The sequence below is a fragment of the Enterococcus sp. C76 genome, assembly GCF_040886985.1.
Lineage (GTDB): Bacteria > Bacillota > Bacilli > Lactobacillales > Enterococcaceae > Enterococcus_B > Enterococcus_B lactis.
The window spans coordinates 212,801-228,902 of the sequence record NZ_JBFOEY010000001.1 but is presented as its reverse complement, the minus strand read 5'-3'; the positions used below and the strand labels follow the sequence as shown (position 1 = coordinate 228,902).

Sequence of the window (16,102 nt, the reverse complement as noted above, 5' to 3'; positions counted from 1 at the left end):
TTGATAGGAAAGTTCAACGGCACCAAGTCAATTCATTTACCCATTGACTGATCTTTGTTTTTGGAAATTTCTCTGGCGAAACCTCACACAGCTGGTTGAAGGACAAACTTCGAATGATTTTGAACCTACTTCTATCGGTTAAAAATGGCAGATGTTCAAGTAAGATCGATTGATTGGCTTCAATGGCGTATAAATTTTTGATCGGTACTTGCCAAATGTCTTCGATTTTTTGCGTAGTTTCCGCATCTGCTTGTGTCCAAATGATTTCCAGCCACTCGATACAAAGCTCAAACCACTTGGCAAAACGAGGGTCCACCATCTCTTCACTATTTCCACTCCACTTATTTCCTAATGATAATCCGTGCTTTCCTTTTTGAAAAATGTGTGTTTCAAAAGGTACATCGTTTTCTTCTAACGCTCTTAAATACAAAAGAGAATTCTCGATAGGCACCACATTATCTTCGAATGTAGAAAACAAAAAAGTAGGTGGCGTTTGCGGTGTCACACACATTTCCAAAGAAGGAGCCTGGATCTTCATCGCTTCTGCAAAGGAGCTTAAGATGGCCGGATAAGCAAGGATACAAGCACTTGGTTTTCGATCGGACAAAGTAGACAAAGCGGCTGCTAAATGCCCACCGGCAGAAAAACCGATCACTGCAATTTTGGTTTGATCGATTTTTGCTTTTTCAGCTAGTAAGGCAATCAGATCCATGCTTTTTTCTGCATCCGCCAGTGCTTTGTGGAAATCACGGTGTTCTCCAACGTGATAGCGCAGCACACCCGCATGATAACCTTCAGCAGCAAATTTCAATGCAATCGGCTCTGCTTCTCTTTCACTGCAAAATCCGTATCCTCCTCCTGGAATCACTAGTATGAACGGACGTTTGTCAATACGGTGAAATTCGGGCTTTTCTTCATGAAGATAAACCGTTAGAGTCGTATTGGCTTCGTTGTCAATAGTCATCGTATCGATCTGCATAGGCTTACTCCTCTTCGTTTAATCCATTTTCAGCAATCAATTTTTGGTACCAATAAAAGCTATCCTTTTTATAACGATCCAGCGTCTTCAAAGAATCGTCTGTTCGATCAACATAAATAAAACCGTATCTTTTTTCGATTCCTTCATGGGTGCTGATCAAATCGATTGCGCTCCACGGACAATAACCGATCACCTCTACACCATCTTCCATTGCTAGATACATTTGCTGGATATGCTGTTTCAAATAGTCGATGCGATACTTGTCATGGATTTTTCCATCTTCTGTTAATTGATCTTTTGCTCCTATTCCGTTTTCGGTTATCAATAACGGCAGACGATATCTTGAATAGATCTCATTTAACGTATAACGGAACCCTTCTGGATCGATTGGCCAGCCGAATTCAGTCATTGGCAAATGTGGATTCGTTGTCGCTTGAAAGAAGCCGGGGATACCAAAGCCAGATTGCTGATCGATCTTGTTCTCTTTTTGATAATAGGCTGAGACAGTCATGGTATTGTAATAATTAAAAGCGATATAATCGCATGTACCTTCTAACATGATTTTTTTGTCTTCTTCTGTTACTTCAGGACAGGCATTGATTTTTGACAAAATGTTCCAGGCATTATGGTTATAGACACCATAAACCGCAGCATCTAAAAACAACCAGTTTCTTAAAGCACTCATATTCATTGCAGCCAACTGGTCTTCTGGTTTATCAGAAGCAGCATATACACTGGCAATGTTCGGCGCGGGTCCGATCTTTCCTGGATAATTCCCATCATGATAATTTTTCGTGACCAGTGCTTGAGCAACGAGCATATGATGGTTTTCTTGAAACTTTTCTTTCATTGATTTATTACTTGTACCAATGATCGAACCAGCTAAAGCCATGACATTTTGTTCATTGATTGTTTGCCAATAGTTTACTTCTTGACCGAATGTGTCAAAAAGCAGCTGGCAGTAATCAGCGAAAGCTTGGATCGTCGCCCTATTTTCCCAGCCTCCATTTTCATGGATCTCATAAGGCAAATCAAAATGGAACACCGTCACGATCGGTTCGATCTCATTTTCCTTCAATAAGGCAATAAGTTTCTTATAAAACTCCAGCCCTTTTGGATTAACCTTTCCATTAGACATGACTCTACTCCAAGAAATCGAGAACCGATAAGCTTTTAACCCTAGCTCTTTAAATAAACGAACATCTTCCTCAAAGCGATGGTAATGATCTACCGCCACTTTGAAATCACTTGTTCCGTCAGGTATTTCTTTCATATCTTGAACAGACGGCGCTTTACCGTCTGCATCCCAAGCTCCCTCTGTCTGATACGCACTAGTGGAAGCTCCCCATAAAAAATCAGTTGGAAATCTCATTCAATCGTACTCCTTTCGCTGCACCGATCAGATTTGCTTCAGACTCAAAGGCGGCAGCTTCTATCGTCATTTTCGTAATCGTTTGTTCGATCATCGGCGACACAGAAAAGATGGCTTCATAGTTTTTCTGGATATCACTGATCAGCCTTTTTTGTTTGCTGATTCCACCGCCAATAATCATTTTGTCCAAATCCAGCAAACATTGGATATTGAAACAGAGAATCGCTACTTGATTGCAGTATGTGCGATATAAAGTTTGTGCTTGTTCATCTTCTTTTTGATATAGATAATCAAATACAAGAGGTCCTTCTGGTTCACACTGAAATAATTTTGCCAGTTCTTCTACTAATCGAACAGCTGACAAATTGATTCCTGCAAATGATTCAGCCCCATTTATCCCACGATCTTGTATCAAGAAACTAACTTCTCCAGTTTGACAATGCGGCCCTTTTCTCACCTGCCCATCCAGCAAAAGTCCAACACCGACGCCTGTTCCTAGAATGATCCCTGCACCATTTTCAATCCCTTTTAAATGACCGAAACTTGCTTCTCCCAATACAGCAGCTTTCGCATCATTTTCTACAAACACACGAACGGGCAGCTGTTTTTCTATCTCTTGCTTTAAATTGACTTCATTCAGACATGCGACTGCTCCACCAAAAAAGACGGTTGACGCTTCTTTTACCGCACCAGGAACAGAAAATCCGACAAATTCAATGGATTCGAGCTGCTGATAAGAACGGATCAATTCGACAAGGACAAGGATAAAATTGTCCTTATCTGTTTTCGGTGTCTCTATTTGTCTTTTTTCTCTTATTTGCGTATCCATTATTAAAGCTGACTTGATATACGTTCCACCGATATCGATACTTAATGTCCACATGCTTTTCCCCTTCATTATGCTTCGACTTCTGCATTGATGATTTTTTCTGCTTTCGTTTCTGCTTCTTCTTTTTCCAGCGCCGCTTCTAACTCTAGTTCTTTCTTATCTGCGATCTTAATGAATGGGTACCACATCACCACACCGATTGCCATACAAATAACCATCAGGATCGTGTAGTTCAGTCCGCCTGATAAAGGCATCTTCACAAATGTAGGAGTTGTCCAAGGTAATAGCGACATCGTCGGATTCAAAGAAATCGGCAATATGGTAGTGGTTAATCCCCATGTAACAAATCCTGCAATCAATTGTGTAAAGATTTGTGGAATAAAGAAAATCGGATTCAAGATGATCGGCATCCCAAACATCAATGGTTCTGTCACATTGAATAAGGATGGAACGAAAGATAATTTTCCTAACTGTCGCATTTTGGCTGATTTGCTTTTAATCATGAAAAATGTCACGAATCCCATGAATCCAGCTGCGTACATCCCCATGTAGATAACAGATGGAATTAAATAGGGTAATGCTTTTCCTTCTTGGAAGGCAGCAATGTTCCCAACGACCATCGTCATACTGATTGCGCCTAAAGGTCCTTGCAAAACAGCATTGTGGATACCGAAGAACCATAAAACAGCTAATAATTCCATGATAATGATGATCGATAACGGACTCGCTACTAAAGAGTTCAATGGGGCATTGATTACATCAATAAAGAATTGGAAAATCGTTCCTGATTGTGTCAAACCAAACAATACTCGCAAAGCAAATACAACAACAAAAATGATTGTAACGACAAATACTGGTGACAAAGATTGTGTGACCATCGGCGGCACACTTTCCGGTAATTTGATCATAATATTTTTCTTAGCTAAGAAGGCATAGAAACGGGTAATGAGCAAAGCAACAAGCATACCGATAAACAATCCTTGACCACCCAGATAATCCAATCGCAACGCACCGACTGCTTGTTCGACTGCTTTGCCGTCTTGTGTAACAGTCGTCATGACGGATTGCGGCATCAGCATAATGAAACTTGCCAAAGAGATGATGGATGCATTCCGTTCATTGGTCCCTAATTGTTTTGCATAAGAGAAAGCTAAACTGTATACGACATACAACGAGAAAACACCTGTAGCGCCATTAGTGATTGCTTCCACATGAGGAAAAATCCCCACATTTTTCAAAAAATCGATCCAGCCAGGAAATGGGAAATTTCCAATAATCGTAATGAAGGCAATCCCTAATGTAATTGGGCTTGTTCGGATAAATCCTTCCATCAATGCGGCTAACACTTTGTTCTTTTGTAATTTCTCCGACATCGGCAATAGTCTGCTGCTTAAAAACTGTTCTAATTTTTCCATCTTTCTTCTCCTTTTTTATAATTGAATTGTACGGTCCTCTTCTGAATCTACTGTCGAGAGAGAAAAAGTAAATTCGCCAGACTCCCAAATTTTTTCCCCTTGATTGTTATAAAACATAAGTGCTTCTTTTGATACTGTATAGTTAATCAATTTTTTCTCATCTGCGTGTATGGAAATGACTTGACTCGCAATCAACCGTTTGACTGGTTGCACAATAGAGGCTGTCTTGTCTTTTACATAAATGTGGATAACCGTTTCTATTGGTGTTGCTGAATGATTAACTGCTTCATAAATAAATTGCAGCTTATCTTCTTGATCCTGTATCTCCTGCCAGTTTGCTTCGACTTTTCCATATGTTTTCCCGGCACCAAAAGCAAACAGCGGCTCATTGGATTCATCAATATACTTAGACACAAAACGGGTCGAATGCGTACTTGTTTCTAAAGGTCGGCCAGTTGAAGCATGTGCATAATAGATTGGGACCTGCCCCTCACTCCGTGGGAACGTCATACTAAGTCGAGCACTTGGCACTGCTTCCCCTGCAAGAAGATTGGCAATACCGATGCCTCCCATCGTTCCAGGATACCAAACGAGCAGCAAACTAGAAAAATAAGGTTCGATCTCTGTTAGGACCAGCGGACGTCCGGTATATAAAATCCCTACGATTGGTTTATCCAATGCTGCTAACGCTTTGATCAAACGTTTTTGCTTTTCAGGTAATCGAAGGTTGGTTTTAGAAGCTCCTTCTCCACTTTCTAAAAATTGTTCACCAATCGTCAGCAAAATCACGTCAGATTTTTCAGCAGTTTCCAATGCTTCTTGGATTAACGTTTCCTCGTCCTCAATCGTTCCATTCAGTTGTTCAATTCCGGCTTTTAACGGTCCAAATGGTTCATAGGAATCAAACAGGTTGAATCCTTTTGCAAATAGCAGCTGTTCTTTTGAAAAATGCTGTTCTAGTCCATCTTTGAGCGGGATACTATCTTGTGGTTTACCACTTACAGAGGCCCAGAACCCAATTGTCAGGCGACTTTTGCCGTAAGGTCCGATAACTGCGATTTTCTGATGTTTTTTTAATGGTAGTGTGTCGTCATTCTTCAAGAGGACACAACTCTTTTCGACTAGCTTGACTGCTACTTCTTTCGATTCTTCCGTCAAGATTTCTCCCGTGTTCTCTTCTTCGAGTCCTCGGTAAGGGTCTTCGAATAATCCAAGTTTGTTCTTCAAGACTAAGATTCGCCACACTGCCTCATCCAACAATTGTAAGATTTCTTTGTTTTCTTCTGCTAATTTTTCTAAAGAATTGGCATAGACAGACGTCATCATATCGAAGTCCACACCGGCTTCTAACGCCTTTTTAGCTGAGTCTGCTTGATCTTTCGTGTAGCCATGTACTTGCAACTCTTCAATAGCCGCATAATCAGAGACCAGTACACCGTTAAAGCCGAACCTCTTTCGAAGAATCTCCCGGTTCAGCCAGCGATTACCGGTAGAAGGCACACCATTCAACACATTGAATGCGGTCATGACTAGTAAACAATTGGCTTCAACTGCCGCTTGATAAGGAGCAAGGTATTCATTGAAGAGTCGTTGGTTGGACATATCGACGGTATTGTATTCCCTACCAGCTTCTGGGGCCCCATATCCTGCAAAATGCTTGATACATGCACCGACACGGTATTTGTCAATCAATTGGAGATTGTCTCCTTGGTATCCTTGGACAGCGTGTTTAGCAAACTCTTTTGCAGTATATACATCCTCTCCTGGAGACTCCATCACCCGTCCCCAACGTGGATCTCTTACTAAATCAAGCATGGGGGAAAATAGAACATGTAGTCCGCTTAAATAACTTTCTTTTGCTGTTTCTTGTGCGGCTTTTTGGATCAATTCAAAATCATACGATCCCGCTTGTGCTAGTGGGATAGGAAAAATGGTGCGAAAACCATAAATAACATCCGACATAAAGAGGAGCGGGATTTTTTTACTACTTTCTTCCATTATTTTTGTTTGGATTTTTTTTAGCTTTTCGGGTTCATTGATATTATAAATAGAACCAATCTGACTTAAATCAAAATCATCAGGAAAACCTAATTCCTTTGTTGGTCCAGTATTCATCACATCACTATCAGTAAACAAGTCACCGTTCAACTGGACCGTTTGTGCGATTTTTTCTTTTATTGTCAAGGAATCGGCTAGTTGCTTTAATTGTTTTTCATCCATTAGTTTCTCCTTTTTTGTAACCGTTTTTACATTTTTAATTATAACGATAAAATTTTCTTTGTTATACAACAAAAGAAGACTTTATATAAAAATAGAAGGAAAATACCTGAAAAATTTAATATTCAATATGTTATTTTTGCGTTACAATGGAAGAAAAAGGATAGACAGGAGGAAAATAATTGAAACAGACAGCGATTTCTAAAATAATGGATTTGTTATACAAAAAATATCTGATTCCCATGGTTTTATTTGATTCAAGCGGCAAAGTTTGCCATCCGGAGATTTCATGGGATATACATCCTATCATGGAGACATTCACCTCACCGAAAGAACATCAGCCCGTATGTTTATTTAATCACTTTCCTTTTATGTTTGCTAAGCTTGATTTTATGACAGACAGCAAACCCTATTCCTTATTGATCGGCCCTTGCGGCATGATTGGAGAATCTCCCGATACATTTCTATTCAAAGACCATGTCTATCACTACGGTATTCACTATACGAAAGAAACAACTGCAGCATTTGAAGAATTCGTTCAGCTTGCCTATGCTTTTCTAACACACAAACTGTTGAAAAAAGAGGAATTGCACTGGATTTACCAAAAAGAAATCAAGCAGCGCTCTACCACAGATCAACGGTTGGAGGACAGTCTATACGACCGGCGGATGCAAGAAGCCACTTTTGATTCTTATCAATTCGAGCTTCGATACACAGAATACATCAAACGGAATCAGCCAGAAAAGATCGATTGGTTATTCAAAAAGATGCAAGAAACGTATCATGTCGAGTTATCCGAAAATGAATTAGAAGGTTTGAAGCTGAAATTCTCTGCTTTTGTTGCCATACTGACACGTATCAGTATTGATGAAGGAGTCCCAATCAATCAGGCCTTTAGTTTATCAGATGCCTTGATCCAAGGCTTGTTCCGTATCCATTCTTCTAATGAATGGCACACTTATATGAAAGAGGCGACTTATCGTTTCATGGAACTGATCCATCAGCAACCTCTAGCCGATAAATCCATGCTAGTCAAGCAACTAATCAATTATATAGACAGCCATATTTACGACCGTGTAACGCTTGACGAGCTAGCTGAGACATTTGACAAGCACAAAACACATCTTTCTGCTTTATTCAAAAAAGAAATGGGCCAAACGATCCACTCCTATATCCAAGAACGGAAGATCAATGAAAGTAAACATTTATTGCTTTTTACGGACAAGAGTTATAAAGAAATCAGCGTATTGCTTTCATTTGCAAGTCAAAGCCATTTTATTCAGGTCTTTAAAAAAACAACTTCCCTTACGCCAAGAGAATACCGCGATCAACATTATGCTTATTCCGTTCATTAAAACGATAAAAGTGCATATTTTCTGATTAATAAAAAAACAAATATCATTTATATGATGAAATTTATAGAAAAAATCTGTTATACTAATCGTAATGAAATCTGTCTTAGGGGAATCGAACCATGAAAATCTACTACATTGAAGATAACTTGTTTCATCAGGAATTATTGAAGAAAGAATTACTAAAACATAAAGAGTTGAGTGCCCTCTCTCTTCAAATATACCCGAGCAGCGAGTTGGAAACGATTTATAAGCGTTTAGATACACTGGTCTTTTCTTCTTCTGATTTGTTTATTATCGACATTGATTTAAAGACATTGCATAGTGGCATTGATTTTGCTAAAAAAATACGGAACAAGAATCCAGAATGCTCGATTATTTTTCTATCAAACGATAATACACGCGGATTAGAAATCATTAATCAGCAGATTCGCCCAGATCGCTATCTTGATAAATCAAACTTAGAAGAAGTTGCACAATCATTGAAACAGCTACTTTTAGAAAAATTGGAAGCTCAAAAACAATCTTCCTCTATCATTGAACTGCAAGGCGCCACAAGGGTCTTTTTGATTGCGCCAGATGAAGTCAATTATATCTCAACGATCAATGGTTCTCGCTCCACCTTGGAATTTTATGGAACAAATGAGAACTTTGTTATTCATGATAAAATGAAAAATATCAAACAAAAATTCCAAGACTATCATTTCTTTAATGATCTGAAAAGTTTTTCTATCAATCCATTCAATATCAAAGAAGTAGATAAACAAATGATGGAAGTCCATTTCAAAAATAAAGATACACTTCTTTTAAGTTCTTCTAGTGTAAAAAAATTGTTACGCCACATTGACCAACTAAAACAAACAAACGGGTAGGACATGTCTGTCCTGCCCGTTTTTAACTTCCTTATTCCATTTTGCTAGCTATTCATACAGTTTTGCTGATTGACTTCTCATAAATCGCCAATTCTAAGACAAACATTTTCGTACGTTTTAAATATTTGATTCCATAGTTGGCATTCAGATATTTATCCGTGATTTTCGAAAAGTTATAAAGACCGAGCCCCCCATTTTTTTTCGTTGAGCTTCCTCTTTTCATCAATTTAGCTAAGCTTGTTGAGGACATATCAGCAGGATTTTCGATTTTGAAATAAAACCGCTCCTTTGTTTGATTGATCGTAATACTGATCGGCTCTTCTTTTCTTGTTTCATCACAATGTTCAATGGCATTATTCAGTGCAATAGATAAAAGACGAAGAACATCGATATAATCTGCTTTGATATTATTGATGATATTCAGGACTTGGATATCATAAGAAATGCCAGACTGATTGGCTCTTTCCATAAAATGATAAAAAAGCCCGCGTACTGCCGGATCACTGATTCGCTTCAAGGGATTGTGTCTCGCATCATCGATCGCTTCTAAAGAATAATCCTTTAAATGGGTCAATAGTTTGATAGAATTCTCCTGACTGTCATTCATCAAGCTGTATTCCAACGCAGAAATATAATTCAAATAATCATGACGGAAATCATCTAATTTCTCGTAGTATTCTTTTGTCTCCTGATTGTCTTTCAAATAAAGTTCGATCACTTGGAACTTTTTCTTATATATAATAAAGACAATAAAAAAAGCAGTATAAAAAATACTATATAAAAGCGTGATGATCGAAGTAAGGATATAATCCAACGAGTAAAAACTAATACCTAAATGAAAGATGTAAATCAGCACATAAATCACAACAGATAACATCGTCAAGCCTTTCAGTTTTTTCGTATAGCCACTAAAATAATCGAATATATCATACTTTTGATCTGCTTTTCTGATCAGCAAAAATAAACTAGTTGCTAGTACTAATTCTACTGAAAGATTCAAATAGCTAGTATAAAATCCCAAATACCTTGGAATATCGATTGCTAAGAAAAAGGAAATACCTACCACATTCAATAAAAAATTTTGTAACAGGATCGATAAAAAAATATTTTCTACCAAAAGATATAAAAACCAACACATTGCAGCATAAGCGATTGCAAAGAAAACGAATGTGTATGGAACAAAAAACATATTAGCTATCATTAGCCCCAAATAAAACAAGAGGAATCGCCATTTTGACGCCCCTTTAAACAACAGACTCATCCAAATAAACAAATTTAGATAAGCAATGAGAACAAACATGATTGACTCCATCAACTAACTCCACCCTTTCGCCCCTATCATAACAAAAATAAGAAGGAAAAACAGCCACGTTTCCCCTTCTTATTTTTTTATGGTGCTCTTTCGATCGTCCATTCCAACTGTGACTGATATTCACCAGTATAAGCGCCTGGTGAAACAGCTAACTGGAATTGATGGTTCGCATCTTGTTGCAGAGAATAATCCGTAGCATTGTTTTGAACGACTGGCAAGCCCACTGCTGAGCTATCATTGATTGACAGCTTTTCTTCCCCATTCAGATAGGTCAATTGCGCAGGCAAATCTCTTGTTCCGTCAGAAAAAGATGTGGTCTGTTTGACTTTAAGCTGCCAATCTTTCGGAATTCCTGTCGTATCTTCTACAACTACCCCAACAGTTGCTTGTGGTGAAGAATAAACAGTGGTACCGGAAATAACCATCTTATTGAATTGGATCTCCGGATCGATCGATTTAAAGCTGACGTTTCCTTGATTCAATATGATTTTAAAACTTTCATGATTAGATAACTGACCTTCTGCATCTTTGGCATAAACTTCTACTTGATTATCACCAGTGTTAAGATCAGCGAGAGAAATCTCTTGTGAGAAAGGAAGCCATGAGTCTTTTGCTGTATTGCTGACATTGTCTTGCAAGACTCTTTCTTGCCCATTCAGCTTATAAAATAAAGAAACAGCATTGCTGTCTTTATCTTTCCATTCCCCATCGATCGTCAATGACTGATCTGTCGGGAACACACTGATGGAGGCATTTGCTAAAGAATCAGAAAGTTTGATTTGTGGTGGAACCAATGCTTGGACAAGTGTAATGACTGCATCGTCTTCTGCAACTTGTCCATTACTATCAGAAATTTTGATATGGACATTATTTTTTCCAATATTCCCCATATCTTTCAGATCAACTGGGATTTCAAATGTACCGTCTTCTTTAAAACTACCATCTGGAACAGACACTTCTTTACCATTGATTGTCAGTATAGGTGAGATGTCATCTTTTGCACCAGCCCAAGAACCGGTTAAAGTAGTTTGATAAGAAGAATCGTCTTTGATATCGATTTTTTTGTCTTTAGTAGCTTCGTCAAATGAGATCCCTAAATTTTGGATACTTGGCATAGATGTAGTTAAGATATGATCCCAGTCAAAATCTCCATTTCCCATCTCGCCTAATGTTGAGTCATATATAGCTGTGTGCAGTGTAAATTTATCATTTTTCAAGGCGTCTTCTGTCACAATTGCTTTATAGGATAAAGTTACTGTATCCCCCTTGTGAATCAATATTTTTTGCAATGCATAGTCATCCTCATATGGTCCATCATCTAGCTCATTGGCGATAGGTATCTCTGTCATTCTTCCATCATACGTAACGTTAGAATCCTGATAATAAATAATTTTACCTATATTGAAACATAGGAGTACATCTGTTTGAAGCTCTTTTGTTGAATCAACAAATTTCCCAGAAGTTGTCCATCCATAGGGCGCCATATTATACTGAAATGTTGGTTCTCCCTTCAGTTGAAGACCTTGTGTTTCATCAGGAAATAAAATAACAACTGATGACTGTTTATATTTATCTGATAACACGCCTTCATCCAACTTTTCTAAAGTGGTCGTAACAGTCACTGTATCTCCAACTGCAGTATAGCTAGGTGAATGGTCCTTGTCATAAGAAATTGATGCTTTGACATGTCCATCAAAAATCGTTGCCTCTGGAATCTCTGGGTAATTTGCCTCTGCCGATACTTCAGTACTTTGAAAAATCACGCTGAATGCGCCGATAAAAAGTAAACCTAACACATATAATTTATTTAGTGGCTGATTCAATTTCACTTGAAAGACTCACCTACTTTTTTTGTTTAAGTAATTTGTAACTTAAAAATGCGATGATCAATAATAACAAGATTCCGACTGTGATGATAGCTGGGAGATATGGGATTCCTTTGTCTTCTGTCACTGCTTCTTTGTTGATCTTTTTGGCTTTTTCTGACTGGATCGTAAAATCAGTTGTCAGATGCCATGTTTTATCTGTATTGCCTTCGTTGGCATCGATCGTTACCGTATAATCTCCAGCTTCGATTTTCTCCTTATTCAAACTGATTGGAAAGTCAAAGTTCGTATTAGGGGCAATCGACATATTCTCCTTTTTTGTTTCATAAAGAACATCTTTTGACCCTTTTTTCGTGATTTTCGCATCAAAATTAACTTTGCTGATGATTCCAGGTGTTGGATTTTGCACATTAGCAAACACAGTCGTATAGGAATTTTGCAGACCAGCTTTCGCTGAGTTCAGTTTCAAATCGGGCGTGACGGCATCTGTATCGTTTTGCAGTTTCACACCGATCACGTACGCATATTTATTACGGATTGCTGTTCCGTCTACTTTTTCACTCACATTATCTTTTTTGCTGATGTGTATTCCACCAAGAATGATTCCTTTGAATCGATCTTTTGGCATTTGAACTTGGAAAGTCACATCTTTGGATTCACCAGCTTGTAATTCAATTTCTTGATTTTTAGGAGTGACTAGCTGATTCAATACATATTTAGCAGACGGATCTTTCTTCAAATCTGTTTGTCCGTAGTCAATGACCCCGTTACTGTTTGTGGCAGCATTATTAACATCTACGTTAAAAATTGCTTTTTCTTTTGCTGAGTTAGCTAAATGGATTGAAATCTCTTTTTTTTGATTTGGATCTAATTGCAAATCAAAGTAAGAAACGTTTTTATTTTTTTGAAAGTCGGGAATATTTGCATTGACGCTATACGCTGATTCATTTGAATCAGCGTGTGTCGTCAATGGCATCACTACAATACTTAATAAACTAAGAGCAGCAACAAACAATGATTGAAGTTTGTTCATTTTTCTCTCCATTCTAAGCAGTTGGGCCTGCTGTGAGTGTCCAAGTGATCGTTGCAGTGTATTCTTTTGCTTGTGCAGATCCTGCAGGAACAGACAATTGAACATTTGTGTTATTTCCTTCTGTTCCTTTAAAGACATCCAGCCATGTTCCTTGACCTTTCAAGTTACCAGCTGTCATAACTGTTTTTGCTTGAGTATTATCAAAGATCAAATCACTTGCTGTGGGTGCTTTACTTATATTACCAGAAGTTGTTTCTGTTACTCCATGTTTAAATGTTAGTTCTGCACCTTTTAATTCAGATTTATCACTGGCGATAAATTTTGTAGCTGCGGCTGTTAATGTCCATCCGCCTTCTACTCCACGTTTATCAGTGATCTGAACATGTGGTTCTGCATTTTCAGCGTTATATACTTGACTAGTCGTTGAGATATCTTGTGTGCCAAATGTGATATTTGAGACATAGTCGATTGACAAAGGACCGTTATCTCCAGTACCGTGATTATCTGGGTCGTCCGGATCTACTGGGTTCACTGGATTGTCAGGATCATCTGGATCTACCGGGTTCACTGGATCAGAGTTATCTCCTGTAAATGTGATCTTTGCTGTAGAAGTGGCAGAATCTTTAGTTGGCTCTGTTTCATCTGCTTGTACGTTTAATGTGCTTAATAATGAGCTTGATAGCAATACTGTCGCTGCTAATGTGTAAAATACTTGTTTTTTCATCGTTGTTATTCTCTCCTTATTCGTTCGTAATAAATGTTTAATTAAGCTGGTGCGTCTGACAAAGTCCAGACAAGTGTAGCTGTGTAATCACCCACTAAGTTACCTGATGGGACTTTAAGAGTGACATTACCTGGTTCCATTTCATCTGCCCATGTCCCTAAACCGGTTTTAGCAGCTGCTGTCATGATGTTTTGTGCAGCATTATTGACTACTACTTTGCTTGTAGTAGGAGCTGCAGAACTGTTATCTTCCACGGTTTCTGGTGTACCAACTGGTAATGTCAATTCTGCACCATTCAATGTTTTATCTTCTGAAATAAATCCTGGTTTTTCTTTATCATAATTTACTTGCAAATTCCATCCAGCACCAGTTCCTCGTAGATCTGAAATTTGGACTTCGGTTGTTAACGCTGGTTTTTGAGCAGTATATGTTTCGGTTTTTCCTGAAATCGTTTGTTTCCCAAAATCGATTTTTGACATATAATCGATACGCAAGTCTCCAGTATTTCCAGTTGGATCATTTGAAGGAGTATTATCATCAGGGTCGATTGGATCGATTGGGCCTACAGGATGATTTGGATCTTGTGTCGTCAAACCAATCTTTGCAGTACTTTTACCATTTAGGCCATCTAGATCATCTGCATGCACAGCTAATGTTCCTGCCAAAACTGTTGTACTGATTAATGCTGCAGCTAAAATTGTTTTTTTCATTCTCTATTCCTCTTTCTTTTCCAAAATATTAAAAACAAACTGATTACTAAAAGAAATACTCCACCCCAAGTAATAAATGATTGCTGAATCTCGTTGGTTTTTGGGTATTTCGTTGGCCTGGATTGATCTGCCGATTGATCGGTATCTTGCGAGGATGGTACGGATGGATCGGTTGAGCTTTGTGGAACACTTCCTTCAAAAGTGATACCTACACTACTTTTTTCACTTGCAGCAAACACCACTTGGTTGAAAGCAGAAAGTTGTATCAAGCAGCTCAACACAAAAACCAATGTCAAACATTTTCTAACTCTTTTCATGAAAGCCCCTCCCATTTTTCTTTTCGAACACCTCCAAAGTTATAATCTTCATTTCTTTGTAATGATTACAATCCAGAACAACGGTTATTATAGCTGATTCATTTCCGTTCTTTTTTTATTTGTAAGCGCTTATTCAACAAGTTGTGTAAATCTCTTTATTTTTTTTGATTTAAAAATGAAAAAATAAGAAAGCAAGACTGTCATACATCTTGCTTTCTTATTGAATTTTCTTCGATTAGAGATACTTATTACTGTTCAAAAGCTTCTTTGAAACGGTGAATCAATTCATTGACTACAGGTGATAAAATCCGATTCTTTTTCCAGACTAGCATGCAGTTCGTTTCAATCATTGGGTCAAGCGGAACGAATGTCACTCGCTTTGAATGATGACTTACAGCACCTTCTATGACTAAAGCAGCACCTACCTGATTCTCAATTAGCGCAAATACATTGAAAATCAAATTGTACGTTCCTGTGATCAGCAACTGCTCCTTTTTTATGCCTAACCAGTCAGCAAACATTCGCTGTATTTCTGGACGCTTTGAGATCAAAAGAGGTACATTCGCAAAGTCTTCTTTTGTTATCGCATCTTTTTTTGCTAAAACAGAATTTTCTGAAATGAGCAATCCCCATTTTTCCTTTCTTGGTAACAAAATCGTTTCGTATTTCTCTGTATCTACTGGATCTAGCAAAATCGCTAAATCTAACAGGCCTTTTTCTAGTCGCTCCGTGATATCATCACTTGTTCCACTGTGGATATGAAATTGAACGTTGGGATAATCACGGATCAGCTTTTCTAGTAATAGTGCCAATGTATTCGAATTATCAGCTTCCACACAGCCAATCGTAAATCGTCCGCTGAATAATTGTTTTTTTCTGTTCTCGAATTCTTGAGTGGTTTGATTTGTCAAATCTAAAATTTCTTCTGCCCGGCTTTTTAGAAAATAACCTGCTTCTGTCAAGATCATTTTGCGGTTTTCGCGTACAAACAGTTCTGTTCCTAGTTCCTCTTCTAGCTCCTTCAGTTGTCGGCTCAAGGTTGGTTGTGTAAGATGTAGAACTTCTGCGGCTTGTGAGATTGTTCCTTCTTCTGCAATTGTCCAAAAATATTTTAGTAAGCGTAATTCCATAGTAATGCTCCTTG

14 protein-coding genes are annotated in these 16,102 nt (G+C 38.1%); 2 read left to right on the top strand and 12 right to left on the bottom strand.

What is annotated here, in order from left to right:
- Window positions 1–13: 13 nt before the first annotated feature.
- From AB3I00_RS01150 to AB3I00_RS01130, 5 genes are read right to left on the bottom strand one after another with little or no spacing between them, the layout of a single operon-like run.
- Window positions 14–979 (bottom strand): alpha/beta hydrolase, encoded by a 966-nt coding sequence (locus tag AB3I00_RS01150; RefSeq protein WP_368024635.1) that lies wholly within the window; start codon window positions 977–979, stop codon window positions 14–16.
- A 4-nt stretch (window positions 980–983) separates the two neighbouring features.
- A complete protein-coding gene (locus tag AB3I00_RS01145; RefSeq protein WP_010732257.1) occupies window positions 984–2,351 on the bottom strand; it encodes a glycoside hydrolase family 1 protein in 1,368 nt (455 codons plus the stop codon).
- The gene (locus AB3I00_RS01140; RefSeq protein WP_086285885.1) at window positions 2,335–3,249 is read right to left on the bottom strand and encodes an ROK family protein; all 915 of its coding nucleotides are present in this window, start codon (window positions 3,247–3,249) and stop codon (window positions 2,335–2,337) included. The genes AB3I00_RS01145 and AB3I00_RS01140 overlap by 17 nt, the downstream gene beginning before the upstream one ends.
- Window positions 3,249–4,595, bottom strand: coding sequence for a PTS sugar transporter subunit IIC (locus tag AB3I00_RS01135; RefSeq protein ID WP_070704161.1), 1,347 nt, complete (start codon window positions 4,593–4,595; stop codon window positions 3,249–3,251). The genes AB3I00_RS01140 and AB3I00_RS01135 overlap by 1 nt, the downstream gene beginning before the upstream one ends.
- Window positions 4,596–4,610: 15 nt before the next feature.
- On the bottom strand, window positions 4,611–6,815 hold the full coding sequence (locus AB3I00_RS01130) for a glycoside hydrolase family 3 N-terminal domain-containing protein (protein WP_368024634.1): 2,205 nt from the start codon (window positions 6,813–6,815) through the stop codon (window positions 4,611–4,613).
- Between the two features lie 206 nt (window positions 6,816–7,021).
- Here AB3I00_RS01130 and AB3I00_RS01125 point away from each other — a divergent pair, with 206 nt between their 5' ends.
- Together AB3I00_RS01125 and AB3I00_RS01120 are read left to right on the top strand one after the other, a co-directional pair.
- A complete protein-coding gene (locus AB3I00_RS01125; RefSeq protein ID WP_368024723.1) occupies window positions 7,022–8,167 on the top strand; it encodes a helix-turn-helix transcriptional regulator in 1,146 nt (381 codons plus the stop codon).
- A 119-nt stretch (window positions 8,168–8,286) separates the two neighbouring features.
- Complete coding sequence (locus tag AB3I00_RS01120) at window positions 8,287–9,036, top strand: LytTR family DNA-binding domain-containing protein (RefSeq protein WP_010732253.1); 750 nt, start codon at window positions 8,287–8,289, stop codon at window positions 9,034–9,036.
- Between the two features lie 52 nt (window positions 9,037–9,088).
- Here the strand turns inward: AB3I00_RS01120 and AB3I00_RS01115 are convergent, their stop codons facing one another.
- The 7 genes from AB3I00_RS01115 to AB3I00_RS01085 form a co-directional block, all read right to left on the bottom strand.
- Window positions 9,089–10,348 carry a GHKL domain-containing protein gene (locus AB3I00_RS01115; protein WP_368024633.1) on the bottom strand — a complete coding sequence of 420 codons (1,260 nt, stop codon included), beginning with the start codon at window positions 10,346–10,348 and terminating at the stop codon, window positions 9,089–9,091.
- Window positions 10,349–10,425: 77 nt separating this feature from the next.
- Window positions 10,426–12,177, bottom strand: a complete 1,752-nt coding sequence (locus AB3I00_RS01110; RefSeq protein ID WP_368024632.1) for a hypothetical protein — start codon at window positions 12,175–12,177, stop codon at window positions 10,426–10,428.
- Between the two features lie 13 nt (window positions 12,178–12,190).
- Window positions 12,191–13,207 (bottom strand): DUF916 and DUF3324 domain-containing protein, encoded by a 1,017-nt coding sequence (locus tag AB3I00_RS01105; RefSeq protein ID WP_368024631.1) that lies wholly within the window; start codon window positions 13,205–13,207, stop codon window positions 12,191–12,193.
- A 13-nt stretch (window positions 13,208–13,220) separates the two neighbouring features.
- Entirely contained in the window at window positions 13,221–13,931 is a 711-nt protein-coding gene (locus AB3I00_RS01100) for a WxL domain-containing protein (RefSeq protein ID WP_368024630.1), read from the bottom strand.
- A 41-nt stretch (window positions 13,932–13,972) separates the two neighbouring features.
- Window positions 13,973–14,641, bottom strand: a complete 669-nt coding sequence (locus AB3I00_RS01095; protein ID WP_368024629.1) for a WxL domain-containing protein — start codon at window positions 14,639–14,641, stop codon at window positions 13,973–13,975.
- Entirely contained in the window at window positions 14,638–14,958 is a 321-nt protein-coding gene (locus tag AB3I00_RS01090) for an LPXTG cell wall anchor domain-containing protein (protein ID WP_086285878.1), read from the bottom strand. The genes AB3I00_RS01095 and AB3I00_RS01090 overlap by 4 nt, the downstream gene beginning before the upstream one ends.
- Before the next feature lie 248 nt (window positions 14,959–15,206).
- The gene (locus tag AB3I00_RS01085) at window positions 15,207–16,088 is read right to left on the bottom strand and encodes a LysR family transcriptional regulator (protein ID WP_038398624.1); all 882 of its coding nucleotides are present in this window, start codon (window positions 16,086–16,088) and stop codon (window positions 15,207–15,209) included.
- Window positions 16,089–16,102 lie beyond the last annotated feature (14 nt).

Excerpts from the sequence above, each read along its gene's own strand:
- AB3I00_RS01150 (WP_368024635.1), bottom strand. The coding sequence starts at position 979 with ATGCAGATCGATACGATGACTATTGACAACGAAGCCAATACGACTCTA.
- AB3I00_RS01145 (WP_010732257.1), bottom strand. The coding sequence starts at position 2,351 with ATGAGATTTCCAACTGATTTTTTATGGGGAGCTTCCACTAGTGCGTAT.
- AB3I00_RS01140 (WP_086285885.1), bottom strand. The coding sequence starts at position 3,249 with ATGAAGGGGAAAAGCATGTGGACATTAAGTATCGATATCGGTGGAACG.
- AB3I00_RS01135 (WP_070704161.1), bottom strand. The coding sequence starts at position 4,595 with ATGGAAAAATTAGAACAGTTTTTAAGCAGCAGACTATTGCCGATGTCG.
- AB3I00_RS01130 (WP_368024634.1), bottom strand. The coding sequence starts at position 6,815 with ATGGATGAAAAACAATTAAAGCAACTAGCCGATTCCTTGACAATAAAA.
- AB3I00_RS01125 (WP_368024723.1), top strand. The coding sequence starts at position 7,022 with ATGGATTTGTTATACAAAAAATATCTGATTCCCATGGTTTTATTTGAT.
- AB3I00_RS01120 (WP_010732253.1), top strand. The coding sequence starts at position 8,287 with ATGAAAATCTACTACATTGAAGATAACTTGTTTCATCAGGAATTATTG.
- AB3I00_RS01115 (WP_368024633.1), bottom strand. The coding sequence starts at position 10,348 with ATGGAGTCAATCATGTTTGTTCTCATTGCTTATCTAAATTTGTTTATT.
- AB3I00_RS01105 (WP_368024631.1), bottom strand. The coding sequence starts at position 13,207 with ATGAACAAACTTCAATCATTGTTTGTTGCTGCTCTTAGTTTATTAAGT.
- AB3I00_RS01100 (WP_368024630.1), bottom strand. The coding sequence starts at position 13,931 with ATGAAAAAACAAGTATTTTACACATTAGCAGCGACAGTATTGCTATCA.
- AB3I00_RS01095 (WP_368024629.1), bottom strand. The coding sequence starts at position 14,641 with ATGAAAAAAACAATTTTAGCTGCAGCATTAATCAGTACAACAGTTTTG.
- AB3I00_RS01090 (WP_086285878.1), bottom strand. The coding sequence starts at position 14,958 with ATGAAAAGAGTTAGAAAATGTTTGACATTGGTTTTTGTGTTGAGCTGC.
- AB3I00_RS01085 (WP_038398624.1), bottom strand. The coding sequence starts at position 16,088 with ATGGAATTACGCTTACTAAAATATTTTTGGACAATTGCAGAAGAAGGA.